Source organism: uncultured Roseovarius sp., from assembly GCF_947259555.1.
In the GTDB taxonomy this organism is placed as follows: Bacteria; Pseudomonadota; Alphaproteobacteria; order Rhodobacterales; family Rhodobacteraceae; genus Roseovarius.
This window is the reverse complement of record NZ_CAMYMD010000080.1, coordinates 1-23067: the sequence shown is the minus strand read 5'-3', so window position 1 is coordinate 23067 and position 23067 is coordinate 1. Positions and strand designations below refer to the sequence as shown.

27 protein-coding genes and 1 riboswitch are annotated in these 23067 nt (G+C 63.7%); of the genes, 15 read left to right on the top strand and 12 right to left on the bottom strand.

The window, feature by feature from the left end; translation table 11 throughout:
• Positions 1-10: 10 nt before the first annotated feature.
• Positions 11-772 carry an NAD kinase gene (locus Q0X85_RS13055; protein ID WP_297772501.1) on the bottom strand — a complete coding sequence of 254 codons (762 nt, stop codon included), beginning with the start codon at positions 770-772 and terminating at the stop codon, positions 11-13.
• Positions 773-943: 171 nt separating this feature from the next.
• Here Q0X85_RS13055 and glyA point away from each other — a divergent pair, with 171 nt between their 5' ends.
• The gene (gene glyA, locus Q0X85_RS13050) at positions 944-2251 is read left to right on the top strand and encodes a serine hydroxymethyltransferase (RefSeq protein ID WP_297772500.1); all 1308 of its coding nucleotides are present in this window, start codon (positions 944-946) and stop codon (positions 2249-2251) included.
• A gap of 83 nt (positions 2252-2334) precedes the next feature.
• Here glyA and Q0X85_RS13045 read toward each other — a convergent pair whose 3' ends face one another.
• Positions 2335-2709 carry a hypothetical protein gene (locus Q0X85_RS13045; protein ID WP_297772499.1) on the bottom strand — a complete coding sequence of 125 codons (375 nt, stop codon included), beginning with the start codon at positions 2707-2709 and terminating at the stop codon, positions 2335-2337.
• Between the two features lie 90 nt (positions 2710-2799).
• On the opposite strand from Q0X85_RS13045, the gene Q0X85_RS13040 reads away from it, so the two are divergent.
• Complete coding sequence (locus tag Q0X85_RS13040) at positions 2800-3555, top strand: alpha/beta fold hydrolase (protein WP_297772508.1); 756 nt, start codon at positions 2800-2802, stop codon at positions 3553-3555.
• Between the two features lie 121 nt (positions 3556-3676).
• Here Q0X85_RS13040 and Q0X85_RS13035 read toward each other — a convergent pair whose 3' ends face one another.
• From Q0X85_RS13035 to Q0X85_RS13020, 4 genes are all read right to left on the bottom strand, one after another.
• Positions 3677-3862 carry a CTP synthetase gene (locus tag Q0X85_RS13035; protein ID WP_297772498.1) on the bottom strand — a complete coding sequence of 62 codons (186 nt, stop codon included), beginning with the start codon at positions 3860-3862 and terminating at the stop codon, positions 3677-3679.
• A 155-nt stretch (positions 3863-4017) separates the two neighbouring features.
• Positions 4018-4797, bottom strand: a complete 780-nt coding sequence (locus Q0X85_RS13030) for a Bax inhibitor-1/YccA family protein (RefSeq protein WP_297772497.1) — start codon at positions 4795-4797, stop codon at positions 4018-4020.
• Between the two features lie 219 nt (positions 4798-5016).
• A complete protein-coding gene (locus Q0X85_RS13025; protein WP_297772496.1) occupies positions 5017-5808 on the bottom strand; it encodes an inositol monophosphatase family protein in 792 nt (263 codons plus the stop codon).
• A gap of 57 nt (positions 5809-5865) precedes the next feature.
• Positions 5866-6240, bottom strand: a complete 375-nt coding sequence (locus Q0X85_RS13020) for a helix-turn-helix transcriptional regulator (protein WP_297772495.1) — start codon at positions 6238-6240, stop codon at positions 5866-5868.
• Positions 6241-6528: 288 nt separating this feature from the next.
• Here Q0X85_RS13020 and Q0X85_RS13015 point away from each other — a divergent pair, with 288 nt between their 5' ends.
• Entirely contained in the window at positions 6529-7491 is a 963-nt protein-coding gene (locus Q0X85_RS13015; protein WP_297772494.1) for an NADPH:quinone oxidoreductase family protein, read from the top strand.
• Here Q0X85_RS13015 and Q0X85_RS13010 read toward each other — a convergent pair.
• Entirely contained in the window at positions 7478-8356 is an 879-nt protein-coding gene (locus Q0X85_RS13010; protein ID WP_297772493.1) for a LysR family transcriptional regulator, read from the bottom strand. The two genes, Q0X85_RS13015 and Q0X85_RS13010, sit on opposite strands and share 14 nt — an antisense overlap.
• Before the next feature lie 123 nt (positions 8357-8479).
• On the opposite strand from Q0X85_RS13010, the gene Q0X85_RS13005 reads away from it, so the two are divergent.
• From Q0X85_RS13005 to Q0X85_RS12985, 5 genes are all read left to right on the top strand, one after another.
• Positions 8480-8689: a DUF1127 domain-containing protein gene (locus tag Q0X85_RS13005; RefSeq protein ID WP_297772492.1), complete on the top strand. Its 210-nt coding sequence runs from the start codon at positions 8480-8482 to the stop codon at positions 8687-8689.
• A gap of 197 nt (positions 8690-8886) precedes the next feature.
• Positions 8887-10281: a magnesium transporter gene (gene mgtE / locus Q0X85_RS13000; protein WP_297772491.1), complete on the top strand. Its 1395-nt coding sequence runs from the start codon at positions 8887-8889 to the stop codon at positions 10279-10281.
• Positions 10278-10847: a 5-formyltetrahydrofolate cyclo-ligase gene (locus tag Q0X85_RS12995; RefSeq protein ID WP_297772490.1), complete on the top strand. Its 570-nt coding sequence runs from the start codon at positions 10278-10280 to the stop codon at positions 10845-10847. Before mgtE ends, Q0X85_RS12995 begins: the two co-directional genes overlap by 4 nt.
• Positions 10831-11304, top strand: coding sequence for an OsmC family protein (locus Q0X85_RS12990; RefSeq protein ID WP_297772489.1), 474 nt, complete (start codon positions 10831-10833; stop codon positions 11302-11304). Before Q0X85_RS12995 ends, Q0X85_RS12990 begins: the two co-directional genes overlap by 17 nt.
• Before the next feature lie 50 nt (positions 11305-11354).
• Positions 11355-11558: riboswitch (cobalamin riboswitch) on the top strand.
• A gap of 102 nt (positions 11559-11660) precedes the next feature.
• Complete coding sequence (locus Q0X85_RS12985) at positions 11661-11930, top strand: hypothetical protein (RefSeq protein ID WP_297772488.1); 270 nt, start codon at positions 11661-11663, stop codon at positions 11928-11930.
• A 219-nt stretch (positions 11931-12149) separates the two neighbouring features.
• Here Q0X85_RS12985 and Q0X85_RS12980 read toward each other — a convergent pair whose 3' ends face one another.
• Complete coding sequence (locus tag Q0X85_RS12980) at positions 12150-12374, bottom strand: DUF1127 domain-containing protein (RefSeq protein WP_297772487.1); 225 nt, start codon at positions 12372-12374, stop codon at positions 12150-12152.
• A 253-nt stretch (positions 12375-12627) separates the two neighbouring features.
• Here Q0X85_RS12980 and Q0X85_RS12975 point away from each other — a divergent pair, with 253 nt between their 5' ends.
• Positions 12628-13683, top strand: a complete 1056-nt coding sequence (locus Q0X85_RS12975) for an Mrp/NBP35 family ATP-binding protein (RefSeq protein WP_297772486.1) — start codon at positions 12628-12630, stop codon at positions 13681-13683.
• An 84-nt stretch (positions 13684-13767) separates the two neighbouring features.
• On the opposite strand, the gene Q0X85_RS12970 is transcribed toward Q0X85_RS12975, so the two are convergent.
• Positions 13768-14277 (bottom strand): peptidoglycan-binding domain-containing protein, encoded by a 510-nt coding sequence (locus Q0X85_RS12970; RefSeq protein WP_297772485.1) that lies wholly within the window; start codon positions 14275-14277, stop codon positions 13768-13770.
• Positions 14278-14311: 34 nt separating this feature from the next.
• Positions 14312-14686 (bottom strand): OB-fold nucleic acid binding domain-containing protein, encoded by a 375-nt coding sequence (locus Q0X85_RS12965; protein WP_297772507.1) that lies wholly within the window; start codon positions 14684-14686, stop codon positions 14312-14314.
• A 135-nt stretch (positions 14687-14821) separates the two neighbouring features.
• On the opposite strand from Q0X85_RS12965, the gene Q0X85_RS12960 reads away from it, so the two are divergent.
• The gene (locus tag Q0X85_RS12960) at positions 14822-15145 is read left to right on the top strand and encodes a 2Fe-2S iron-sulfur cluster-binding protein (RefSeq protein WP_297772484.1); all 324 of its coding nucleotides are present in this window, start codon (positions 14822-14824) and stop codon (positions 15143-15145) included.
• A gap of 4 nt (positions 15146-15149) precedes the next feature.
• Positions 15150-15902 carry a VCBS repeat-containing protein gene (locus Q0X85_RS12955; RefSeq protein WP_297772483.1) on the top strand — a complete coding sequence of 251 codons (753 nt, stop codon included), beginning with the start codon at positions 15150-15152 and terminating at the stop codon, positions 15900-15902.
• A 61-nt stretch (positions 15903-15963) separates the two neighbouring features.
• Here the strand turns inward: Q0X85_RS12955 and purD are convergent, their stop codons facing one another.
• On the bottom strand, positions 15964-17226 hold the full coding sequence (gene purD, locus Q0X85_RS12950; RefSeq protein ID WP_297772482.1) for a phosphoribosylamine--glycine ligase: 1263 nt from the start codon (positions 17224-17226) through the stop codon (positions 15964-15966).
• A 76-nt stretch (positions 17227-17302) separates the two neighbouring features.
• On the opposite strand from purD, the gene xseA reads away from it, so the two are divergent.
• Positions 17303-18826 carry an exodeoxyribonuclease VII large subunit gene (xseA, locus tag Q0X85_RS12945; RefSeq protein ID WP_297772481.1) on the top strand — a complete coding sequence of 508 codons (1524 nt, stop codon included), beginning with the start codon at positions 17303-17305 and terminating at the stop codon, positions 18824-18826.
• Positions 18827-18835: 9 nt separating this feature from the next.
• Here the strand turns inward: xseA and dtd are convergent, their stop codons facing one another.
• Entirely contained in the window at positions 18836-19273 is a 438-nt protein-coding gene (gene dtd / locus Q0X85_RS12940; RefSeq protein WP_297772480.1) for a D-aminoacyl-tRNA deacylase, read from the bottom strand.
• A gap of 247 nt (positions 19274-19520) precedes the next feature.
• Between dtd and Q0X85_RS12935 the strand changes: the two genes are divergently transcribed.
• From Q0X85_RS12935 to Q0X85_RS12925, 3 genes are all read left to right on the top strand, one after another.
• Complete coding sequence (locus Q0X85_RS12935; protein ID WP_297772479.1) at positions 19521-19748, top strand: DUF1127 domain-containing protein; 228 nt, start codon at positions 19521-19523, stop codon at positions 19746-19748.
• Between the two features lie 63 nt (positions 19749-19811).
• Complete coding sequence (locus tag Q0X85_RS12930; protein ID WP_297772478.1) at positions 19812-21260, top strand: TrkH family potassium uptake protein; 1449 nt, start codon at positions 19812-19814, stop codon at positions 21258-21260.
• A gap of 27 nt (positions 21261-21287) precedes the next feature.
• Positions 21288-22895: a thiamine pyrophosphate-binding protein gene (locus Q0X85_RS12925; protein ID WP_297772477.1), complete on the top strand. Its 1608-nt coding sequence runs from the start codon at positions 21288-21290 to the stop codon at positions 22893-22895.
• Positions 22896-23067: the final 172 nt, after the last annotated feature.

Here is a 23067-nt window from a genome sequence, read left to right as displayed (position 1 = left end):
AAAGGTTGATTTATGTAAACTGTTCCCGCAGCAATCTTTCCTCCAGACCATGCCCGGGGTCGAACAATATGCGATGTGCAATACGGGTTTCCGACCGGATTTCGACCCAGAGCACATTCTCGACCCAGCGGCTGTCCGCGTCAGCCATGACCGGCCGTTTGTCGGGCTCCACGACATCAAACCGGACGAGCGCGGTCTTGGGCAGCAATGCCCCCCGCCAACGGCGCGGGCGGAATGCGGCGACGGCGGTGAGCGCAAGAACATCCGAGCCGATCGGCAGTATCGGGCCATGCGCGCTGTAGTTGTAGGCGGTCGATCCGGCGGGCGTCGCGACAAGAGCCCCGTCACAGACCAGCTCTTCGAGGCGCAGGCGCTCATCAATGGTAATCCGCAGCTTGGCCGCTTGCGGCCCTGCGCGCAGCAACGAGACCTCATTGATCGCCAAAGCCTCGTGCAGCGTTCCATCACAGGATCCGGCACGCATGGCGAGCGGGTTTATCACCTCTTCCTCTGCGGCGATCAGTCGGTCGAGAAGGTCGGTCTCGCCATATTCATTCATCAAAAACCCGACCGTGCCCCGGTTCATGCCGTAGACCGGCGTGTTGAGCGATTGGGTGCGGTGGAGCGTATGAAGCATAAACCCGTCACCGCCAAGCGCCACGATCACATCCGCCTCTTCCTCCGGCACCTGACCAAACCGCCCGGCGAGAGCCGCGCGCGCCGTTTGTGCGATTGGCACATCGCTGGCGACAAAAGCGATCTTGCGGTGCATGGTGCGGTCCTGTTTCCAAAAGGCGATCCGGTGGCGCGGATCGAACCACAATTCCCTGCCCAACACCAGCCATGCCGGTGATGCGGGCGATTTCGTCGCTTTACATTCTTTCAAAACGAACGAGTTTCCTTTAGGAAATCACGTAATTCACCCTCTTTTGGAGTTGCCAGAATGCCCCATGACGGACACCAGCCTGTTGCAGATCAAGGCTTTTTCACCGAATCCCTCGCCTCGCGTGATCCCGAGCTCTTTGGCGCGATCCGGTCCGAACTGGGCCGTCAGCGCGATGAAATCGAGCTGATCGCGAGCGAAAACATCGTCTCGGCCGCCGTGATGGAAGCGCAGGGCAGCGTGATGACCAACAAATACGCCGAAGGCTATCCCGGAAAGCGCTATTATGGTGGCTGTCAGTACGTCGACATAGCGGAAAACCTTGCCATCGAGCGGGCTTGCGAGCTGTTCGGTTGCGATTTTGCCAATGTGCAGCCCAATTCCGGCAGCCAGGCCAATCAGGGCGTGTTCACCGCCCTGTTGAAGCCGGGCGATACGATCCTTGGCATGAGCCTTGACGCCGGCGGTCACCTGACCCACGGCGCGGCCCCGAACCAATCAGGTAAATGGTTCAATGCCGTGCAATATGGCGTCCGCAAGCAGGATAACCTCATTGATTACGATCAGGTGCAGGCGCTGGCCACCGAGCATCAGCCCAAGTTGATCATCGCAGGCGGCTCCGCCATTCCGCGCCAGATCGACTTTGCCAAGATGCGTGAAATCGCGGACAGTGTGGGTGCGTATCTGCATGTGGACATGGCGCATTTCGCCGGTCTGGTGGCAGCGGGCGAGCATCCCTCGCCGTTTCCGCACGCGCACGTGGCCACCACCACGACGCACAAGACGCTGCGCGGGCCGCGTGGCGGTATGATCCTCACCAATGACGAGGCCTTGGCGAAGAAATTCAATTCGGCGATCTTCCCCGGCATTCAGGGCGGCCCCCTCATGCACGTGATCGCGGCCAAGGCCGTGGCCTTTGGCGAGGCGCTGCGCCCCGAGTTCAAGACCTATATCCAACAGGTCATTCGCAACGCGCAGGCGCTGAGCGATCAATTGATCAAGGGCGGTCTGGATACCGTGACCCATGGCACCGACACGCATGTGCTGCTGGTCGATCTGCGCCCCAAGGGCGTAAAGGGCAACGCCACGGAAAAGGCCCTCGGTCGGGCGCATATCACCTGCAACAAGAACGGCGTGCCGTTCGATCCTGAAAAGCCGACGATCACGAGCGGCATTCGTCTGGGCAGCCCGGCGGGCACGACGCGCGGCTTCGGCGAGGCGGAGTTCCGGCAGATCGCGGATTGGATCATCGAGGTGGTGGACGGTCTCGCCGCCAATGGCGAAGACGGGAACGACGCGGTCGAGGCCAAGGTGAAGGCCGAGGTCGAGGCACTGTGCAAGCGGTTCCCGCTCTACCCCGAGCTCTGAGCGCGCAGGCGTTTGACGATCTCCCGCGCTGCCTTGGGGCGGCGCGGGGTTTTTTATTTTTTACAATGGCATGTGAGCTGATCCTAAGCCGGACTCTGCCACGCGATAAGCGCATATATAAGCCCGGCCAAGAGCAACAGGTTCAGTACGATACCGCCCAAGAGGCGCAAGATTGCGGTCTTGCGCTCCTCCTTGGGATCGAGCGTATCGAGATGGCTATGCAGATCGGCAAAGGCGCGGTTGACGGTCGTCATGTCCAAGACCCGAGCGAGCTTTGCGTGGGCCATCCAGTCCTGCGCCCCAAGGATGGTTGTCGCCGCGCGCCGCTGACGCCGTGGCAGGCGTCGTCCGGCACGGCGCAATTGCCGGTCGAGCGTCGCGCCGCGTAGCCGCATCTTTTCCGACAGGGCCGACTGGAGCCGCGAAACCTTTTGCTGAAACTGTTCGGTGTCAATCACTTGAACGCCCCTTTTAGCGTAGTCTAGCCGCCCCACCCGCGCCACTCAAGAGGGCTGGCCAATATGCGCCGTGAACAGTATTCAGGGGACATGCTGAACAAGATCGAACATGGTACACCAACTGACAAACCGGGTCTTTTGATCGTGCACGGCCTCTATGGCTCGGCCCGCAATTGGGGGGTGATCGCGAAAAGGCTCTCTGATAGCCGTCACGTGGTGGCCGTCGACATGCGCAATCACGGGACAAGCCCCCGGTTTGAAACGCAAACTTACGAGGACATGGCGGCAGATCTGCGCGAGGTGATCGAAAGTCTGGACGGCCCGTATGACGTGCTTGGGCACTCGATGGGCGGCAAGGCGGCAATGGTTCTGGCGCTGACCCGGCCCGCTCTGGTCAACCGGCTGATCGTGGCCGATATTGCGCCGGTGGCGTACCAGCACAGTCAGGTTCAATATGTGGAGGCGATGAGATCTGTCGATCTGTCCCGGGTCGAGCGCCGGTCGGACGCGGGCGAACAGCTCCGTGAGATGATCGACAATCCTGACCTCGTGCCGTTCTTCCTTCAGTCGCTTGACGTGAAGGAAAAGCGTTGGTTGCTGAATCTCGATACGCTCGCGCGTGAAATGCCGGAGATCCTGGGATTTCCTGATATTTCAGGTGTGTATGACGGAAAGGTCATGTTCCTCTCCGGCGCCGAGTCCGATTACGTTCAACCCGCGCACCGCGATCGCATCAAGGCGCTCTTTCCAGCCGCGCAATTTGCCAAGCTGCCCGGTACGGGCCATTGGCTGCACGCCGAGAAACCGCGCGACTTCGAGGCGGCGGTGCGGACCTGGTTGGGCTAAAGCACTTTCAGAAAAAGTTGATAGACTTTTTCGGTTCGAAATTGCGCAAAAACAATGAACGACAGCGTTACGACTGTTTCAACGAAAAGTCGAAACGCTGTAGCGGCGCGAGTGGCGCGTCTCAGCGCGATTCGTAAAGCATTTTGGTCACGACATAGGTCACCGGGAACGCAGCCACAAAGCCAAGCGCGGCAGCGATCAGGATCGGCATGAGCGTATCCTGTCCGATGACCAATGCGGCGATGACGGCCGAGCCAGCAAGGGTGGAGCCGATGAAGAGATGCAAAATAAACCCAAGGCGCAGCATGACGACCTCTCTTTCCTGCGTATGTTGCCAGGAGCATAGAAAGAGTGGCGCATGGCTTCCTTGATCTGGGTCAGACGGGCGCCGCAATAAAAAACCCGCCGGAGGTAATATCCGGCGGGTTTCTCTTTAGCTCAGGTGTCGCCCGTGGGCGGTCGCTATTCTTGTTGCCCCATAAACATCAGCAGGAACTGGAACATGTTGAGGAAGCTGATGTAGAGGTTCAGCGCGCCGTCATAGGCAGCCTTGTCCAGCCACTCCTGATCACCCTGCGCCGCGTGGGCCACGTAGGTGTTCTTGATCTCCTGCGTGTAAAACGCGGTCAGTCCCGCGAAGATCAGCACGCCGATTGCGGAGATGGCGAACATCATCGCCGGGCTTTGCAGGAAGATGTTGATGATCATCGCGACGATCAGGCCGATCACGCCCATGATGAGGAAGCTACCCCAGCCCGAGATGTCCTTCTTGGTCGTGTAACCAAAGAGCGACAGGCCCGCAAAGGCGATGGATGTCACGATAAAGGTCTGGATGATCGAGAAGCTCGTGAACACCAGAAAGATCGAGCTGAGCGATATGCCGATCAGCGCCGCGAAGGCAAAAAAGCCAAGCTGCACGGCAGCGGCGGAGCCACGGCGCAACAGGGCGCCCCAGCCAAGAAAGATAAAGGCCAGCGGTGCAAGCATCACGACCCATTTCAGGGGCGAGAGATACAGCGTGGCACCGAGGCTCGAGAGCATCGTGCCATTTGGCAATTCCGCGGCGGCGGCCGAAGGATCGGTGGTCACGGCGAGCCCTGAAATCGCCCATGCACCAAGGGCCGTGATCAGCATGCCGACAGACATGGTGCCATAGACCTTGTTCATGTGCGCGCGCAGGCCCGCGTCAATCTGGGCGGTGCGTGTGCCCGTCGCCGTCCGGATCGTGTCAAACTCTGCCATATAACCCTCCGATATGTGAATGGCGGCCCCGGTTTGGGGCATTGCCCTTAATATCGGTTGGTCCCCCCTGCATTTCAAGCTTTTCCGAGCGTTTTTAGAGGTCTTTCGCGCCTCTCACGTCGCTTTGTCGGGATTTGCGTGTCGCGCGGCTTGAAACGGCCTCGGAACCCCCCCGGAAAACCGCCGGGCAGGGCTTTGATGCAGAGGCATTCCGAGAGGTCACTGCACGCGTGAGAGAATCTCAAGCGCCGCCGCATGTTGCTCGCGCCCGCCCGCCGCGACGGCGCGACCGCCTTGATGCACCGGCCCGCCCTGCCAATCGGTGACGATGCCGCCGGCCGCCTCGATCACCGCGATCGGAGCCTGAATGTCATAGGGCTGCAAACCGGCCTCGATCACGAGGTCGATTTGACCCGCAGCCACAAGGGAATATGCATAACAATCAAGCCCATAGCGCGTAAGCTTCACCTTGTTTGAAACCTCGGCAAACCCGGCTGCCTCGGCTTCGCTGCCCAATTCGGGGAAGGTTGTGAACAGAATGGACTCGGCGAGTTGCCGATCGCCGCGCACCCGCAGGCCCCTCTGGCCCATCGGTCCGGTCATGCGCGCCGTGCCCCAACCGCCTTCGAAACGCTCGCCGATATAGGGCTGGTCGATGATACCGTAGAGCGGCCCGGTTTCATCCGAGAGCGCAATCAGCACGCCCCATGTCGGGGCGCCGGACAAAAAGGCGCGTGTCCCGTCAATCGGATCAAGGACCCAGGTGAGCCCGCTTTTGCCAGTGTCATGGCCAAACTCCTCGCCCAAGATACCGTCATTCGGGCGCAGCCGTGCCAAAACATCACGCATCGCACGCTCCGCGGCGCGATCTCCCTCGGTGACGGGGTCAAACGCCCCGTCCGCCAGCTTGTTGTCAGCGGTCAGGCCGGCACTGCGGAAATAAGGTAAAACAGCCCGACGCGCCGCATCCGCGACCGCGTGGGCGGTTGTCACGATATCTGCTCTGTCCACTGTGCCACCTCATGCCCGACCGTCAAGGGCCGGGCATAGACTGCGGAGGATGCAGGCTCAAGACACCTCGCTGAGAACGCGTGCGAGATCGAACAGGCGACGGCGCTGGTTCTCGGGGATGGAGTAGTAGGAGCGCACCAGATCCAATGCTTCCTTGTCACCGAGAATATCGGCGGGAACGGCATCGTGGTTGACGCGCTCCATGCCACCATCCTGTTCGATACCCTCGAAGAAGAAGGCGATTTCGACATCCAGGGAGTCGGCGATATCCCAAAGCCGCGATGCGCTGACACGGTTTGCACCGGTTTCATATTTTTGAATTTGCTGAAATTTTATTCCGACGCTTTCGGCGAGCTGTTGCTGGGTCATCCCAACAAGCCACCGGCGGTGACGAATACGTTTACCGACATGCACATCGACGGGGTGCGCCATGAAATGTTCCTTCTTACCTACATTGTATAATCCGAAAAATCGGCGATAGCTGGACGATATCGCCCCGTACAAGACGCCACGTCTCCCGGGAGCGTTGGCCAGACCGTACCAAGGTGGTTCGAAAATTCAAGGAATATCGCTCCCCGAAGGCGTGACTTACCCAAAAGATACACAATCTACACGGGCAGATGTAGATTGGTGGGGGCAAAAGGAACGATCAAGGTCTTTGACAGGCCGAATCGAAACGCGTTAACGGCATGTGACACGCCGAATACGAAAGGAAAACGGATGCGCGCCTTTCAACTCCCCGCGACCGGGGCAGAGCCTTGTTTGTCAGAGATCGCGCAGCCGGTACCGGCCCGGGGCGAGGTCGCCGTGCGAGTCGAGGCGTGCGGTCTCAATTTCGCCGATTTGCTCATGATCAAGGGCGAGTATCAGGATACGCCAGAGGCCCCCTTTACCCTGGGCATGGAAGTCGCGGGCGTGGTGGACGCGCTCGGGCCGGACACGGCCGGGCCTGTACCCGGGACGCGCGTTGCCGTGTTCGGCGGGCAGGGCGGGCTGGCGGAGTATGGCTGTTTTCCCGCCGAACGCGCGGTGCCGATTCCCGATGCGATGTCCTACGCCGAGGCTGCCGCCTTTCAGATCGCATACGGGACCAGCCATGTGGCGCTCGATTACAAGGCCCGGCTGCGCCCCGGTGAGACGCTGCTGGTGCTGGGCGCCGCGGGCGGCGTGGGGCTGACGGCGGTCGAGATCGGCAAGGAGATGGGCGCGCAGGTCATCGCCTGTGCGCGCGGCGCGGATAAGCTGGCCATCGCGCGCGAGGCGGGCGCCGATCACCTGATCGACGCGGAAACGCAGGATATTCGAGAGGCGTGCAAGGCCCTTGGCGGGCTCGACGTGGTTTATGATCCGGTCGGCGGCGATCAGTTCATGGCGGCGTTTCGTGCCTGCAAGCCAGAGGCGCGGCTCCTGACGATCGGCTTTGCCAGCGGCGAGGTGCCGCGCATCCCCGCCAATCACCTGCTGGTCAAGAATATCAGCGTGATGGGGCTCTATTGGGGCGGCTACCTCAATTTCCGCCCCGAGGTCGTAACCGACAGCCTCGCCACACTTTTCGAGCTTTACGCGGCGGGCCGCATCCGCCCGCACGTCTCGCATCAGATGCCGTTGGAGCGCGCGGCGGAGGCGCTGGAGCTGCTGCGCCAGCGCAAATCCACCGGCAAGGTCGTCGTCACGCTGTCATGAGGTCGGGCGAGGGCTGCGCCTGCGCACCAAAGCCCTGGCGCAGCATGCTCATCAGCTCGTCGCGGACTTCGTCGCGCCCGGCGCGGGCATAAAGGTTGATCTTTTGCACGCCGAGATCGGGCAGCGCGCCGCCGGAATGGATGGCCTCCAGATGCGGCGGTATGCTCTCTTCCAGCAGCGCGCCGACCGCGAGATCGGCGCTCACCAGTGCCTCGACAGCGCGATCGTCCTCTGAATCCACCGCCAGCTCCCAATCCATGCCCGCCTCTTCCAGCTTGCGCAGCACGATGGGGCGGAAAATACACTGACGGCAAAACGCGAGCCTCAGCGGGCGCCGTTTCCATGAGACGCCGGCGGGCGCGCCGGTCCAGCGCAGGTTCATCCGGGTCAGGGTCTCGCCGGTCTCGCCCACGCCCTCCTCAGTTGTCAGGATCACGTCGGCCTCACCGCGCGCGAGCGCGTCGCGCAATTTCATCGTGCTGGACGACCGCAGCTGGACATTGACCCGCGGAAACGCCGCGTTGAACCGTTTGAGGACGCGCGGCACGACCGGATAAACGATGTCATGCGGCACGCCAAGGATCAGTTCGCCTTCAAAGGTCTCTTCGGTCAGCCGCCCCACCACTTCGTCATTGAGGTCCAGCATCCGGCGGGCATAGCCCACCAGCTGCTCTCCCGATGCGGTCAGCGATACCCGCCGGTTGGCCCGATCCAGCAAGGTGAGGTCGAGCATGTCCTCAAGACGTTTGAGCTGCATCGAAACCGCGGATTGCGTGAGGTTGAGCGCGGCTGCGGCCCGCGTGACGCCACCGTGATCCGTCACGGCGACGAGCGAGCGCAGCGTGGTGATGTCCAGATTTCGCATTCATCACATTCCTTGATGCTGTGGTAGTCAAACATTCATTTTCAAAATTGACCCAAAGCTGGCAAAAGATCAACAGAAGAAATGCAAACCCGTCTTGTTATCACCAAATGGAAAGGGAAACCGATGACGTTTCAGAGCCATAGCCCGACCCTAACCTGCTCTCATTCCCATCGGGGCGTGCGCCTGGCCGACGTGATCTCGGTCTGGCATCAACGCAGGGCGCTGCGGTCGCTGGACGATGCGGCGCTTGAGGATCTTGGCCTGACCCGCCGCGAGGCGTGGGCCGAATCGCGCCGCGCGTTCTGGGATCTGCCACAGCGTTTCCGGGGCTAGATCCGCCGCCATCCGATGCCGAATTGCCTGACGTGCCTCATGCCCGCGAATGACCGTGGGCGTGAGGCATTGACGGCGCATGATCGCGCAAAGAGCGCGATCCGGGCCGCAACACCGCTGTAAAACGCCCCATTGTCATTGTTTTCCGCAAACCGCTTCTTTAAGCCTGCGCAAGGACGTGGCCGGCGGGGGGTGTGATGGCAGAACAAGACGAAGATCTGGCCCCCGAGCCGGAGCGTGACGATGACGACGAGTATTCGCTCAATCGTCAGGTGATCTCGCGCATCATGTATGCGGTCGACACCGATGACCGCGACATGCTGTGGGCCGAGATGGAGCCGCTGCACCCGGCGGACATCGCCGACCTGCTGGAACAGATCAACGCCTATGACCGTCGGCGGCTGATTCATCTCTACGGCCAGGAATTCGACGGCGACATCCTGTCCGAACTCGACGAATCGATCCGCGAAGAAGTCCTCGGGCTGCTGACGCCCGAGGTGCTGGCCGATGCGGTGCGCGATCTCGACTCCGATGACGTGGTCGATCTGGTCGAGGACATGGAGGATCAGCAACAAGAAGCGATCCTGAGCGTTCTGGAGGACAGCGACAGGCTCGCGGTGCGGCAATCGCTGACCTATCCCGAATACTCCGCCGGCCGCCTCATGCAGCGCGAGGTCGTTATGGCGCCCGAGCATTGGAGCGTGGGCGATGTCATCGACTTCATGCGCGGCGCCAAAGACCTGCCAGAGCAATTTTACCATATCATTCTGGTAGATCCCCGTCTGCACCCGGTGGGCAATGTCACCCTCGGCCGGGTCATGGCATCGCGCCGCGACACGGCGCTCAAGGATATCGTGGAAGAGACATTTCACGTGATCCCGGTGACGCAGGCCGAGGGCAACGTGGCCTATGCCTTCAATCAGTACCACCTCATTTCGGCGCCTGTGGTCGACGAAGACGGGCGGCTGGTCGGCGTGATCACCATCGACGACGCGATGATCGTGCTGGACGAAGAGCATGAGGAAGACATCATGCGCCTTGCGGGCGTGGGCGAGGGCGGATTGAACGATTCGATCGTGGCGACCTCGAAACAGAGGGTGCCCTGGCTGGCGGTGAACCTGATGACCGCGATTCTCGCCTCACTGGTGATCGCGCAATTCGAGGCGGCGATCGCCCAACTGGTTGCCCTCGCGGTGCTGATGCCGATCGTGGCGTCGATGGGGGGCAATGCCGGCACCCAGAGCCTGACAGTGGCGGTGCGCGCGCTCGCCACAAAGGACCTCACCGGCTCGAACGTCTGGCGGGTGCTCAGGCGCGAAATATTCGTGGGGCTGATCAACGGCGTGGTGTTCGCGCTGGTCATGGGGATTGTCGGCGTGATCTGGTTCGGCGGGCCTGAACTTGGCTACGTCATTGCCTCTGCCATGGTGATCAATCTTGTGGTGGCGGGGCTGGCGGGGGCCGGTATCCCGGTGGTCATGGACCGGATGGGAATCGATCCGGCGCTCGGGTCCGGCACGTTTGTCACGACAGTGACCGATGTCGTGGGTTTCTTCGCCTTTCTGGGGCTGGCAACGGTGTTTTTACTATGAGCGATCTGACGGATATCAAGCAGGCCGCTCGCAAGGCGGCGTTCGCGCGGCGCGCCGAGGCGCACCGGACCCACGACGGGGCCGCCGCAGGGCTCTTGTCGGGTGTTCTCGCGGGCTATCGCGGTGTGCCTCTGGCTGGCTACATGCCGATCCGCAGCGAGATCGACCCGCTTGCCGCGATGGCCGAAGCGGCCGCGCATGGCCCGGTCGGCGTGCCGGTGATCGAGGCCGCAGACCATCCGCTGGCCTTTTCGCGCTGGGAGCCGGGCTGCGCCCTCCGCGAGGGGCCGTTCGGTGCCATGGTGCCTCAGATCGACGATTTCTTCGAGCCCGAGATCCTGATCGTGCCGCTGGTCGCGTTTGATCGGCGTGGCGGGCGTCTGGGCTATGGTGGCGGCTTTTACGACCGGACGCTTGAGATGCTGCGCGCGCGGCGTGCGACGCTTGCCATCGGGTTTGCCTATGGCGCACAGGAGGCTTCGGATTTGCCGCTCGAGCCCACGGATCAGCCGCTCGACATGGTGGTGACAGAGGCCGAGGTGATCGCATTTGCCCCAAGAGCATGAATATACCGCCCGCGTGGTCTGGACCGGGAATCGCGGCGCTGGAACGCGGCACTATAACGGCTATGCGCGCACATGGAACGTGGAGACGCCCGGAAAGCCGGTGATCGAGTGTTCCAACGACCCGCTTTTGGGGGGCGATCCGGCCCTGCATAATCCAGAGGACATGCTGATTGCCGCACTTAGTGCCTGCCACATGCTTTGGTTTCTGCATTTTTCGAGCGACGCCGGCATTGCCGTCCACGCCTATCAGGATGATCCCCTGGCCGTCGGCGAGACCGACGCGAGCGGCGCAAGCCGGTTTTTGCGTGTGACCTTGCGGCCCAGTATCGCACTGCCCGCGGGGACCGACCCGGCCGCAGCCGATGCCTTGCACGCGCGGGTGCATGACGTCTGCTTTATTGCGCGATCCGTGAATTTTTCGGTGAGCTACGCGGCGCGTTATCGGATTCTGCCGTGAGCATGGCCGCGCAGGTCGCAATCAGGCTTGTCTCACCGTAGCGGTTGGGTCTAGGATTTTACTGTCAAGGTGCGGCCCCTCGGGGCTGAGAATTGGGAAGCCGGTGCAAGTCCGGCGCTGCCCCCGCAACGGTCAGGGTGGGCGAAACGGCAATATGCCACTGAGCGGCGTGCGCTCGGGAAGGTGCCGTGACGCAGAGGCCAGTCAGGCCCGCCATCCAAGCCCGGAAACCAGCCTTGTGAGACGTCGAATCGCGGGGCGCGGTGCCGGACGTGTGCGCATCGGTGTTCCGCTGTGCCATGTCTCTTGCCTGTCCCGCCCCATCCGGCCCGGGGTGTGGCCGGGGAGAGCTTGAGATGACACTTGTCAAGATCATGGATGTCCTGGAGCGCAGCCCTGCCACCGGCGCGCAAGCCGAAAGGGCCGCCCGCATGGGATTTCTTCAATGGGCCTGCCTCGCCGACGGGCCGGTGACGGCCGAACACGCGCGCAGGGCCCTGAGATGCCAGGTCGCAAAGGACGCCAAGAGCGCGGCGGCATGCGCGTTTGTCGAAATACTGCATCAGGCAAGCCGCAACTCCGCGCCGCTACCTGCGCGCAGGGCGCGCGCAAGAACGCTTCACTGAGCGGTTCTGACCGGAAAATAAAAAACGGCGGCACCAGGGAGGAGGAGAGGTGCCGCCGTTTCCTATACGTTCAGCCCAGGGAGGAGGAGAGGGCCGTTCGCAAAACGTAGGGACTTTTGGTCCCGATTTGACGGCCTCCGGCATCAGGGAGGAGGAGAGATGCCGTTGGCCGTAACAGATACCCCAGGGAGGAGGAGGGGGGCACCTGATCTCGTGTGTTTACGGGCGGTTGCCGTAAACTGTTTCGTACGCAACCCGGCGAATCTCGCCGCGGTGCAGACCCAGGTCGGCCAGATCTCGCGTGCTCAGCACCGACAGCTCGTTGACCGTCTGCCGGTAGGTGCGGTAATCTGCGATCCGCCGCATTGCAGCATAAATGGCTGCGCTCACATCTTCGCCAAGCACTTGAACGGCGGAGCGGTGTATTTCGGTCGTGATAGCCATCTGTGCGGGTCCTTGCGGATAGGGTCTCATTCAGGTTCGGCGCTGTTCGTTTCGCCTTTGTTGAGACTAAGATACGCTTTTGCTGCGCGTGCACAATACCCCGGATGAGCAATGCTGCTATGCAGCAAACGCATAAGATAAGATTGACCTAAGGTTAAGCAAATGCAGTATTTTTTAAGCACACGGCGAACGCCTCTTGCTTCGGAAAGACGGAATTGCCACCGATGGCAGCAGCTGTGCAAAAGGAACACTCATGTCTGACATTCGCGCACAACTCGAAAATCGACTGACACTCCTGGAACTGCCCGATGGCGGCAATCTCGTATCGCGTGACATGGTGCGGGCGCTCGTTGTCGAGGGTGACGAGGTGCGATTCGTCATCGAGGCGCCAAGCCCGGAAGCGGCCCGCCTGATGGAACCGCTGCGCGCCGCCGCCGAGCGCGCAGCGCTAAGCCTGCCCGGCGTCTCCAGGGCCACGGTGGCCTTGACGGCTCACGCCCCGCCGCCCTCGCTCAAGCTCGGTCAGCACCCCAAGGGCGGCAACAGCTCGATCCGGCCAGAAGGCATTGCATCGCTTCTGGCCGTGGCCAGCGGCAAGGGCGGCGTCGGCAAGTCCACCGTGGCGGCCAATCTTGCGGTTGCGCTTGCCCGTCAGGGGCGGCGCGTGGGCCTGCTCGATGCCGATATCCACGGGCCCAGCCTGCCGCGCATGATGGGGCTCAACGCGCGCCCCCAAAGCGCCGATGGTGAGCGGATCACGCCTCTTGAGGCGCATGGCGTCAAGGTCATGTCGATCGGGTTGATGCTCGATCCCGCCAAGGCCGTGATCTGGCGCGGGCCGATGCTGATGGGCGCCTTGCAGCAAATGCTGTCGCAGGTGGATTGGGGCGTTCTGGACGTACTCGTTGTCGATCTGCCGCCCGGCACCGGCGATGTGCAACTGACACTCAGCCAACGGGCCCGGCCCGACGGCGCGATCATCGTCTCGACACCACAGGATGTGGCCCTTCTGGACGCGCGCAAGGCGATGGACATGTTCCGCACCCTGGAGGTGCCGTTGTTGGGCATGATCGAGAACATGTCATTCTTCAAATGTCCCGACTGCGGGCACGAGGCGCATATATTCGGCCATGGCGGCGTGCGGGTCGAGGCCGAGGGGCTGGACCTGCCGCTGCTCGCCGCGCTGCCGATTGACCTGGAGACGCGGCTGTCCGGCGATTCGGGGCATCCGGTGGCCTCGGGCGAGAGCCCGGTGGCCCGCGCCTATGGCGCATTGGCCCGACATCTGATTGAGGCCGGGCGCGGTTGAGCGGCCCGACCGTTGCGCCCCCGCCGTTGCCGCTCTCGCTGCGGCGGGGTGGTTTTCAGGTATTTTCAGCCAGATGAAGCCGGATCACTCGGGCAACTGGGCGGCCACCAGCCCGAGGTTGCGCGCACTGTCCAGTGAAAGTGTGCCGCTATCGAGGCCGCGCGGGGCCTGATACCGCTGGATCGCGGCGCGGGTGCGGGTATCCATGCGTGTCGTGATCGGCCCGCGATAAAGGTCGCGCGCGGCCAGCGCCCGTTGCACCGAGGCGACAAAATCCGGTGTGCGGACATCACGGCAGGGCGTTTCGAACCAAGTGGTGACCCGCTCCTGCAGGATCGCCTGCCGGGTCTCCGTGGCGTAGGTGGCCGGTCGCGTGACACGGCCTGACGCGTCGGTCTCGGCGGGGGAGAGCTGGACCTGCTCGGTGACGGTCTCGATGAGGGCGGGCGTGTCCGTCTTGCCCCAGCAGGTGCCCGGTGGCGCGCCGGGCGGGCGCTCTGCCGTCAGATCGGGCGCGTCATAGGCCGCCTGCGTCGTCTGGCAGGCTGAAAGGCCGGAGGCCAGGGCAATGCAGAGCAGGGCTTGACGGATCATCGGCGCGGACCTCGCGGGCGGTTGCGCCGAAACTCTAGCCGGTTTCGACCCCCGGTGAAAGCGGGCTGTCGAGATCGGTCAACCGGTCGAGCAAGGCCGAAATATCCTCGATCTCGTCAGCCACCACATGGGTGACATCGGCCTGCCGCTCCACCCGTCCCGTGACACGCAGCATGCGCCCCGAAATCACCGCGCGCCGGAACCGGTCGAACACCTTGCGCCAGATCACGACATTGACAACGCCGGTCTCGTCCTCGAGCGTCACAAACACCACGCCGCGCGCCGTCCCCGGACGCTGGCGCAGCAGCACGAGACCGGCCACGGTGATACGCGCGCCAAACGGTGCCTCGGACAGGCGTGCGGCGATCAGGGCCGAAGGCGGACGGGGCAAGGGGTGACTATAAAGCATCTGCATAAGAACAAAGATAGAACATTCGGGGCGTGTCGCAACTCTTTTTCGCACAGGTCGCAAATGGGGCTGGTCTCACCCCGGGGGCTTGGCTAGGTAGCCTCAAGCGAATGACGAAAGGGAGAGAGCCCAGCCATGGCCAAAATCACCTATATCGAGCACAACGGCACCCGTCACGACGTCGAAGTCGCCAATGGGCTGACCGTTATGGAAGGCGCGCGCGACAACAATATCCCCGGCATCGAGGCCGATTGCGGCGGCGCCTGCGCCTGTTCGACCTGTCACGTCTACGTCGATCCTGCCTGGGTCGAAAAGCTCCCGGCCAAGGACGACATGGAAGAGGACATGCTCGATTTCGCCTATGAGCCCGATGCCGAGCGGTCGCGCCTGACCTGTCAGTTGAAGGTCAGTGAGGCGCTCGACGGCCTCGTGGTGCAGATGCCCGAAAAGCAGATCTGAGCGTATGCGCGCGGCGGTCCTCATCGCCGCGCTTGGTGTCTCGCTGTCCGGGGCGGGCGCGGCGCAGGAGGCGTGGGTCACCGCGCCGGGCATCGGCATTGCCGCCGCCCGCTTCGAGGCCCCCGACGACAGCTACCCGCACCGGATCATGGGCACCATCCCCGAGCGCCGCGTGCTGGCGGTGCGGGATGCGGCAGGCCGTGAAACGCGGCTTGACCTGCGGCAGGGGCCAAACCCCGATCACGTCTTCGAGGATATCGCCCCCCGCGTGGTGGATGCCGACGGCGATGGTCAAAACGATGTGGTTCTGGTCGAATCGAGCCCGCGTCAAGGCGCGCAACTGGCCATTTACACGCTGCGCCAGGGGCGCCTGGTGAAATCCGCCGCCACGCCCCATATCGGCACGCGCTTCCGCTGGCTCGCCCCCGCCGCGATTGCCGATCTCAATGGCGACGGGATCACCGATATCGCCTATGTCGAGACGCCGCATCTGGGCAAGACGCTCCGGATCTGGAGCTGGGCCCCCGGGGGCCTCACGCAAATCGCCAGCCTGCGCGGCGTGACCAATCACCGGATCGGTGACGAGGTCATCTGGGGAGGCGTCCGAGATTGCGGCGCGGGCCCCGAGATCGTCCTCGCGGATGCCGGGTTTCAAAGCCTCGTGGCGGTGGCACTCGAAGACGATGCCCTGACCTCGCGCGCCCTGGGACTGGAGGCGAGCCCAAGCGGGTTCGACCGCGCCATGGCCTGCGACTGATCTTCATCTGGCCGGAAATACCTCGGGGGTGCGGGGGCAGCGCCCCCGCGCAAGGCAGATGTCAGAGCGCTCGCCAACCGATATCGCGGCGATAGACGCCCTCGGGCCAGTCGATCCGGGCAACCATGTCATAGGTCCGATCCGCGGCCTCGCGCAGGGTATCGCCGCGCCCTGTCACAGCCAGAACGCGCCCGCCCGTCGCCGTGACCTCCGTGCCAGACCGGTCCGTGCCCGCGTGAAAGACCATGTGAAAGCTGTCCTCGGGGCAGGTCTCCAACCCTTTGATCCGGCTTCCTTTCTCATAGCTGCCGGGATAGCCGCGCGCGGCCATGACAACGGTGAGCGCATGGTCCTCGGCCCAGTTCACCGTCATATCCGAGAGTCGGCCCTCGGCCACGGCGAGCAGGAGATCCAGCGCCTGACCGCCCAGCCGCATCATGAGCGCCTGACATTCAGGATCGCCAAATCGGACATTGTATTCAACCAGCCTCGGCGCCTCGTTCTCGATCATCAGCCCGACAAAGAGCACGCCCTGATAAGGGGTGCCGCGCCGTGTCATCTCGGTCAGGGTCGGGCGAACGATCTCGTCGAGCGCCCTTTGCGTTACCGTATCGGTCATCACGGGCGCGGGCGAATAGGCGCCCATGCCGCCGGTGTTCGGGCCGGTATCGCCTTCGCCGATGCGCTTGTGGTCCTGCGCGGTGCCGATGGGCAGGGCCGTCTCGCCGTCGCAGAGCACAAAGAACGACGCTTCTTCACCGGTCATGAACTCCTCGATCACCACCTCCGCACCGGCCTCGCCAAACTCGCCGCCGAACATGTCGTCAAGCGCCGCGAGCGCCTCGGCCTCGGTCTCGGCCACGATCACGCCCTTGCCGGCCGCGAGTCCGTCGGCCTTGACGACGATCGGGGCGCCCTGTGCGATCACATGCGCGCGCGCCGCCGCATGGTCGGTGAAATGCCCATAGGCCGCCGTCGGCGCGCCCGCCGCGTCGCACACGGCCTTGGTAAAACTTTTGGAGGCCTCCAGCCGTGCCGCCTCAGCCGAGGGGCCAAACACCAGAAACCCGGCGGCGCGCAATCGGTCGCCGACACCGGCCGCCAGCGGGGCCTCCGGGCCGATGATGATGAAATCGACCGCCTCGGCCTCGCAAAACCCGGCCACCGCGCCGCCATCTAGAATATCGAGGCTTGCGCATTCCGCGATCTCCGAGATGCCGCCATTTCCCGGCGCCACGATCAGCCGGTCGCATTTCGGGTTTTGCAGCACCGCCCAGGCCAGAGCGTGTTCGCGCCCGCCGGACCCCAGGATCAGAATGTTCATGCCGGGCAACTCCTGCTTGGCCTCGATTGCCGCGCGTTCTAAGGTGGCGGGCACACAGACACAAGGTGCGCTCCACATGTCCGACCTGATCGACGATCCCGACCCGGGCGAGAATGCCCCCGAATTTTCGGTCTCCGACCTGTCGGGGGCGATCAAGCGGATGATCGAGGGGGAGTTTGGCCATGTTCGGGTGCGCGGTGAGTTGGGGCGCATATCGCGGCCGCGCTCGGGCCATGTCTATCTGGATATCAAGGATGACCGCGCGGTGCTGTCGGGCATCATCTGGAAGGGTGTGGCCACGCGTCTGGCGGTGCAGCCCGAAGAAGGCATGGAGGTGGTCGTCACAGGGCGGCTGACCACCTTTCCGGGCCAGTCGCGCTATCAGATCGTCATCGAGGATCTGAAACCGGCCGGCATGGGCGCGCTGATGGCGATGCTGGAAAAGCGCAAGGTGGCACTGGCCGCCGAGGGGCTGTTCGCGGCAGAGCGCAAGCAGCCGATTCCCTACCTCCCCGAGGTCATCGGCGTTGTGACATCGCCCTCGGGCGCTGTCATCCGCGATATCTTGCACCGCCTGCGTGACAGGTTCCCGCGCAAGGTGCTGATCTGGCCTGTGGCCGTTCAGGGCGAGCGTTGCGCGGGCGAGGTGGCCAATGGCATTCGCGGCTTCAACGCGCTCACCTCCGGCGGCGCCCTGCCGCGTCCGGATCTGATCATCGTCGCGCGCGGTGGCGGCTCGGTCGAGGATCTGTGGGGGTTCAACGAGGAAATCGTCGTGCGCGCGGCTGCCGAGAGTGCGATTCCGCTGATTTCAGCGGTGGGCCACGAGACCGATACGACGCTGATTGATTTCGCCTCCGACAAGCGCGCGCCCACGCCCTCTGCGGCGGCAGAGCTTGCGGTGCCGGTGCGGCTCGATCTGCTGGCATGGCTCGACGGGCAGGGCGCACGGCTGAGCCATGCGCAAAGTCAGGCCATTGCCTTGCGCGGCCAGCGCCTGCGCGATCTCGCGCGCGCCATGCCGCGGGCGGAGACGCTGCTCGACGGGCCGCGCCAGAGGCTCGATGCCTGGGCCGAGCGCCTGCCTGCGGCGCTGACCAGATCGGTGCAGATGCGCAAGGTCGGATTGTCCGAGACAGCTGGCGCCTTGCGGCCCGCGCTGTTGCGCCGGGCGGTCACATCTGACAAGCGGCGGCTTGCGAACACGGCGGCGCGGCTCAACACCCATGCCCTCGTGCGCGACATCCATCAAAAGCGGCGCGATCTCGACCGCGTCACGGCGCGGTTCTCTGATGCCGCCAACCGGCAGGTGCAGGGCTGGCGTGAGCGGATCGCCACGCTGGATCGCCTGCGCGAAACCCTTGGTTACCGCGCCACATTGCAAAGGGGATACGCCGTGGTGCGGGGCGATGGCGCGGTTCTGACCACGCGCGCGGCGGCAGCGGCGGCCAAGGCGCTTGAGATCGAATTCGCCGATGGCAAGCTCGATCTCGCCGCGCGACCGGATACGCCCGCCCCCTCGCCCCGGCGCGCTAAACCCCCCGCGCCCCCGCGCGCCAAACCCAAGACGCCGCCAGAGGGACAGGGCTCTTTGTTCTGAGCCGGTCGCTCAGCTCTCCATCCAGATCGTGACCGGCCCATCGTTAAGCAACGAGACCTGCATATCGGCCCCGAATTCCCCGGTCTCGGTGGCAATGCCCTGCTCCGCGATCAGCTCGGCGAAACGCGCATAGAGGTGGCGGCCCACATCCGGTGCGGCGGCCCCGGAAAAGCCGGGGCGATTGCCGCGTGACGTATCCGCCGCAAGGGTAAACTGGCTGATCACCAGCGCCGACCCGCCGATGTCGAGAATCGAGCGGTTCATCTTGCCCGCCTCATCGGTGAAGATCCGCAACTTGGCGATTTTCGCCGCCAGCCGGCCTGCCTCGGCCTCGGTGTCGCCCTGCATCGCGCATACCAGTATCAACAGGCCCGGACCGCATTGGCCGATGGTCTGTCCGCCGGTGGCGACGGATGCGTGTGAAACCCGTTGTAAAAGCGCGCGCATCTGGACCTCGGAGCGTTGGGAACATGTCTCGCGAGTGGTAGAGGCGCATCGCGCGCGGATCAACGCAAAAGCCGCGCCGACGGCTTGGCGTGCCACGATTGCACACCGCGCGGTACTCGCACCCCGGCAATGCTGCATTGCAGCAACACCTTGCAGCGCGTTGGAATGCGCCCGCGATTTTGCAGCGCCGATGGGCTATGTTCAACGCGGGGAGGGGACCTGTCTGATCCGAAGAAAGGGGACCCGAATGGCCGATACCGACCTGAATACCCGATTTCTGCCGGCCCGTTGGCGGCACGATCTGGATCTTTACCTCGCCGAGCGCGCCGCCGGAATGAATGGCTACATACTGGCGCGCCAACGTCTCGCGAGCGTCGCGCACCTTCAGAGTCTGAGTGATTATGATCTCTCCCGAATGGGCTTGCGCCGCGCCGATATCCCGGCCTTCGTGTTCGAGGATATCCTGCCCGACTAGAGCCGCGCGCGCCGCGCCGATCCGGCTTGACAGTCTCGCCGCCTGCGGCCAACTCTGCGCGTCATGTTCGATATGCGCCCGGTGGGCTATCTTGTTGGCCTTATGGTCATGGCCATGGGCCTCACCATGGCGCTGCCGCTCTTGGTGGACCTCGCCGAGGGGCGGTCGCATTGGCCGGTCTTTGCCGAAAGCCTGATCGTGACCTGCCTGACCGGGGGGCTGGTCGCGCTGGCGTGCAAGAACTCCGTGGGGCAGGGCCTCACGATCCAGCAGGCGTTTTTGCTGACCACGCTGGTCTGGGTCGCGCTGCCGCTCTTCGGGGCGCTGCCGTTCATGCTGGGCGCAACCGAATTGTCATTCATCGACGCGTTCTTCGAATCGATGTCCGGTGTCACGACCACCGGATCGACGGTGATTGCCGGTCTGGATGATCTGCCCAAGGGCCTCTTGCTGTGGCGCGGTATCCTGCAATGGCTGGGCGGTCTCGGGATCGTGATCGTGGCGCTGGTGTTCCTGCCCGAGATGCGGGTGGGCGGCATGCAGTTCTTTCGCTCCGAAGGGTTCGACACCTTCGGCAAGGCGCTGCCGCGCACCATCGACATCTCCAAGGGCGTGCTCAACGTGTATCTGGGCCTCACGCTGATCTGCACCCTGACCTATCTGGTGCTGGGCATGGGCGCCTTCGAGGCCACGGTGCATGCGCTGACCACCGTCTCCACCGGTGGGTTCTCCAGCAAGGACGCCTCCTTTGCGGCCTTCCCCGGCGCGCCGCAATATGCCTGTGTCGTCTTCATGATCCTCGCCAGCCTGCCTTTCGTGCGCATGATGCAGGGCGTGCAGGGCAACATGCGTCCGATCCTGCATGACACGCAGGTGCAGACCTATCTGCGCTGGATCCTCTACGCCGTGGCGCTTGTGCTGGCCTATGATTTCGTGGTCAGCGGGCGCTTTGACGAGGAAAGCCTGCGGCTGCGGCTGTTCAATGTCGTGTCGATCTTTTCGGGCACCGGCTATGGCGACGGCGATGTCACCGCCTGGGGGAATTTTCCCTTTGTCCTCCTGATCGCCGTGGGGGCCATCGGCGGCTGCACCGGCTCCACCGGCTGTTCGATCAAGATTTTCCGTTACCAACTCATGCTGCGCGCACTGGCGCAGCAGACGCGCCGCATCTTCAACCCCTCCAGCGTGATGGTGCTGCGCCACGAGGGGCGCCGCGTCGAGGACGAGGTGCTGCAATCGGTGATGCTGCTCTTTACCGTCTACATCCTGTCGCTCGGCTTTTTCTCGGTCGCGCTGGAACTGACCGGCCTGGGCCTTATGGAATCAGTCACCGGCGCCTGGACGGCGATTTTCAACGTCGGCCCGGCCTTTGGGGCAACTGTCGGGCCGACGGGGTCGCTGGCGGGCTTTCCGGATGCCGCAAAGGCGCTGATGATCCTCGCCATGTTGATGGGGCGGCTGGAGATTCTGGCCGTGGTCGTGTTGCTCGTGCCATCGTTCTGGCGCCCCTGACATTGCATTCTGACATAGGAGCCCGCCATGACCGACCAGACCCCGGAGTTTCGCGCCCAAGCCCCCTTGGGCGCGCAGATCAGCCACATGCTGAAATCGCGCGGTGTCGATGTGATCTTCGGTATACCGGGTGTGCATAATCAGGAAATGTATCGCGGCATAGAAGAGGCCGGCATCACCCATGTTCTGGCGCGCCACGAACAGGGGGCGGGCTTCATGGCCGATGGCTATGCGCGCGCCAGCGGACAGCCGGGCGTCGCCTATGTGATCACCGGTCCGGGGCTGTGCAATATCCTCACGCCGCTCGGGCAGGCATGGTCGGACAGCGTGCCGGTGCTGGTCCTGTCCTCCTGTCTCGACGAGACGGCGGCCACGCAGGGACAATTGCACCAGATGCGGGATCAGCGCGCGGCGGCGGCCTGTGTCTGCGAATGGAGCGAAGAGGCCCGCGATGCCGCGAGCGCCTATCGGTTGATTGACCGGGCGCTGACAGAGTTTGCCCTGTGCCGCGGCAGACCACGCCACATTCAGGTGCCGATTGCGGCGCTGGAAGGACTGGCAGGGGCGGCTCCGGCGTCGGTGCCGGTCGGGGTCAGCCCTGCAATTTTGCCGGATCTTGCCGCCGATCTGGCGCAGACGCTCATGCAGGCGCGCAAACCCCTGATCGTTCTCGGTGGCGGTGCCGTCCAGAGCGCCGGGGACTGGCGCGCCGTGGCGACGCGTCTCGGGGCGGCGACCTTTACCACCTATGCCGGTCGCGGGATCATGGGGGCTTGCGCGCCGCTTGATTTCGGCGCCTATCTGGCGCGGCCCGACAGCGCATCGGTGATCGCCGAGGCCGATCTGGTCCTCGTGGTGGGCAGCGAACTGTCGCAAAACGATCTGTGGCGCGCCGATCTGGGCCATCGCGCGCCCCTCATCCGGGTTGATATGGACGCGGGCGTGCTGGCCGGCGCTGACACCGGCAGTCGCGCCGTGCAGGCAGAGGCAGGTGCCTTGGCCAAGGCGCTTCTGGAGCATGACCTGCAGGACTGTGGCGGCTGGTGTGCCGAAGAGGTCGCCGCCGCCCGCGCCCGCGGGCGCGCCGAGAGTGACGCCGAACGCCCGGGAATCGCGGCGATATGCGACGTTCTGCGAGAGGCATTGCCGGACAACGCGATGATCTATTCCGACATGACCCAGTTCGCCTATGTCGCGCAGGAGGTCTGGCCAATGCCCCGCCCCGGCCATTGGCATCATCCCACGGGATTTGGCACGCTCGGCTACGCTCTGCCCGCCGCAATCGGCGGGGCGATGGCGCGCCCCGGCTTGCCGACGCTGTGCATCGCGGGCGACTACGGCTTTCAGTACACGGTGCAGGAGCTGGGCACCGCCGTCGAACAGCGGCTGCCCCTGCCGATCCTGATCTGGGACAACACCAAGCTGAAAGAGATCGAGGACAGCATGGTGCACGCACAGATCGCGCCCAATGCGATCAAGGCGCATAATCCTGATTTCTGCGCGTTGGCGCGTGCCTACGGGGCACATGCCGTCGCGCCGCAGGATACCGACGCCTTGTGCGAGGCGATCAGTGCTGCGTTTCGCGCCGACCGGCCAACGCTCATTCACATGACGCCTGCTGTGTCACCGGTCTGAGCTGTGTCTGGCCGATTGGGGCGCGTATTTTGTTCATGAGTGGATTTTGGCCTTGAGCGGACATTGGGGGGTCAGAAACAAGCCGCGCGGTGCCTGACCGCCGGGTGGGCGCAGCAACCTCTGTGGATCGCACTTTATGCCAGCCAAACACTCCCGCGTTTTCAATGGCTTG

Bases quoted from the DNA above. Each gene is read 5' to 3' on its own strand.
- Q0X85_RS13055 (WP_297772501.1), bottom strand. From the start codon at position 772: ATGCACCGCAAGATCGCTTTTGTCGCCAGCGATGTGCCAATCGCACAA.
- glyA (WP_297772500.1), top strand. From the start codon at position 944: ATGCCCCATGACGGACACCAGCCTGTTGCAGATCAAGGCTTTTTCACC.
- Q0X85_RS13040 (WP_297772508.1), top strand. From the start codon at position 2,800: ATGCTGAACAAGATCGAACATGGTACACCAACTGACAAACCGGGTCTT.
- Q0X85_RS13035 (WP_297772498.1), bottom strand. From the start codon at position 3,862: ATGCTGCGCCTTGGGTTTATTTTGCATCTCTTCATCGGCTCCACCCTT.
- Q0X85_RS13030 (WP_297772497.1), bottom strand. From the start codon at position 4,797: ATGGCAGAGTTTGACACGATCCGGACGGCGACGGGCACACGCACCGCC.
- Q0X85_RS13020 (WP_297772495.1), bottom strand. From the start codon at position 6,240: ATGGCGCACCCCGTCGATGTGCATGTCGGTAAACGTATTCGTCACCGC.
- Q0X85_RS13015 (WP_297772494.1), top strand. From the start codon at position 6,529: ATGCGCGCCTTTCAACTCCCCGCGACCGGGGCAGAGCCTTGTTTGTCA.
- Q0X85_RS13010 (WP_297772493.1), bottom strand. From the start codon at position 8,356: ATGCGAAATCTGGACATCACCACGCTGCGCTCGCTCGTCGCCGTGACG.
- Q0X85_RS13005 (WP_297772492.1), top strand. From the start codon at position 8,480: ATGACGTTTCAGAGCCATAGCCCGACCCTAACCTGCTCTCATTCCCAT.
- mgtE (WP_297772491.1), top strand. From the start codon at position 8,887: ATGGCAGAACAAGACGAAGATCTGGCCCCCGAGCCGGAGCGTGACGAT.
- Q0X85_RS12995 (WP_297772490.1), top strand. From the start codon at position 10,278: ATGAGCGATCTGACGGATATCAAGCAGGCCGCTCGCAAGGCGGCGTTC.
- Q0X85_RS12985 (WP_297772488.1), top strand. From the start codon at position 11,661: ATGACACTTGTCAAGATCATGGATGTCCTGGAGCGCAGCCCTGCCACC.
- Q0X85_RS12980 (WP_297772487.1), bottom strand. From the start codon at position 12,374: ATGGCTATCACGACCGAAATACACCGCTCCGCCGTTCAAGTGCTTGGC.
- Q0X85_RS12975 (WP_297772486.1), top strand. From the start codon at position 12,628: ATGTCTGACATTCGCGCACAACTCGAAAATCGACTGACACTCCTGGAA.
- Q0X85_RS12970 (WP_297772485.1), bottom strand. From the start codon at position 14,277: ATGATCCGTCAAGCCCTGCTCTGCATTGCCCTGGCCTCCGGCCTTTCA.
- Q0X85_RS12965 (WP_297772507.1), bottom strand. From the start codon at position 14,686: ATGCTTTATAGTCACCCCTTGCCCCGTCCGCCTTCGGCCCTGATCGCC.
- Q0X85_RS12960 (WP_297772484.1), top strand. From the start codon at position 14,822: ATGGCCAAAATCACCTATATCGAGCACAACGGCACCCGTCACGACGTC.
- Q0X85_RS12955 (WP_297772483.1), top strand. From the start codon at position 15,150: ATGCGCGCGGCGGTCCTCATCGCCGCGCTTGGTGTCTCGCTGTCCGGG.
- purD (WP_297772482.1), bottom strand. From the start codon at position 17,226: ATGAACATTCTGATCCTGGGGTCCGGCGGGCGCGAACACGCTCTGGCC.
- xseA (WP_297772481.1), top strand. From the start codon at position 17,303: ATGTCCGACCTGATCGACGATCCCGACCCGGGCGAGAATGCCCCCGAA.
- dtd (WP_297772480.1), bottom strand. From the start codon at position 19,273: ATGCGCGCGCTTTTACAACGGGTTTCACACGCATCCGTCGCCACCGGC.
- Q0X85_RS12935 (WP_297772479.1), top strand. From the start codon at position 19,521: ATGGCCGATACCGACCTGAATACCCGATTTCTGCCGGCCCGTTGGCGG.
- Q0X85_RS12930 (WP_297772478.1), top strand. From the start codon at position 19,812: ATGTTCGATATGCGCCCGGTGGGCTATCTTGTTGGCCTTATGGTCATG.
- Q0X85_RS12925 (WP_297772477.1), top strand. From the start codon at position 21,288: ATGACCGACCAGACCCCGGAGTTTCGCGCCCAAGCCCCCTTGGGCGCG.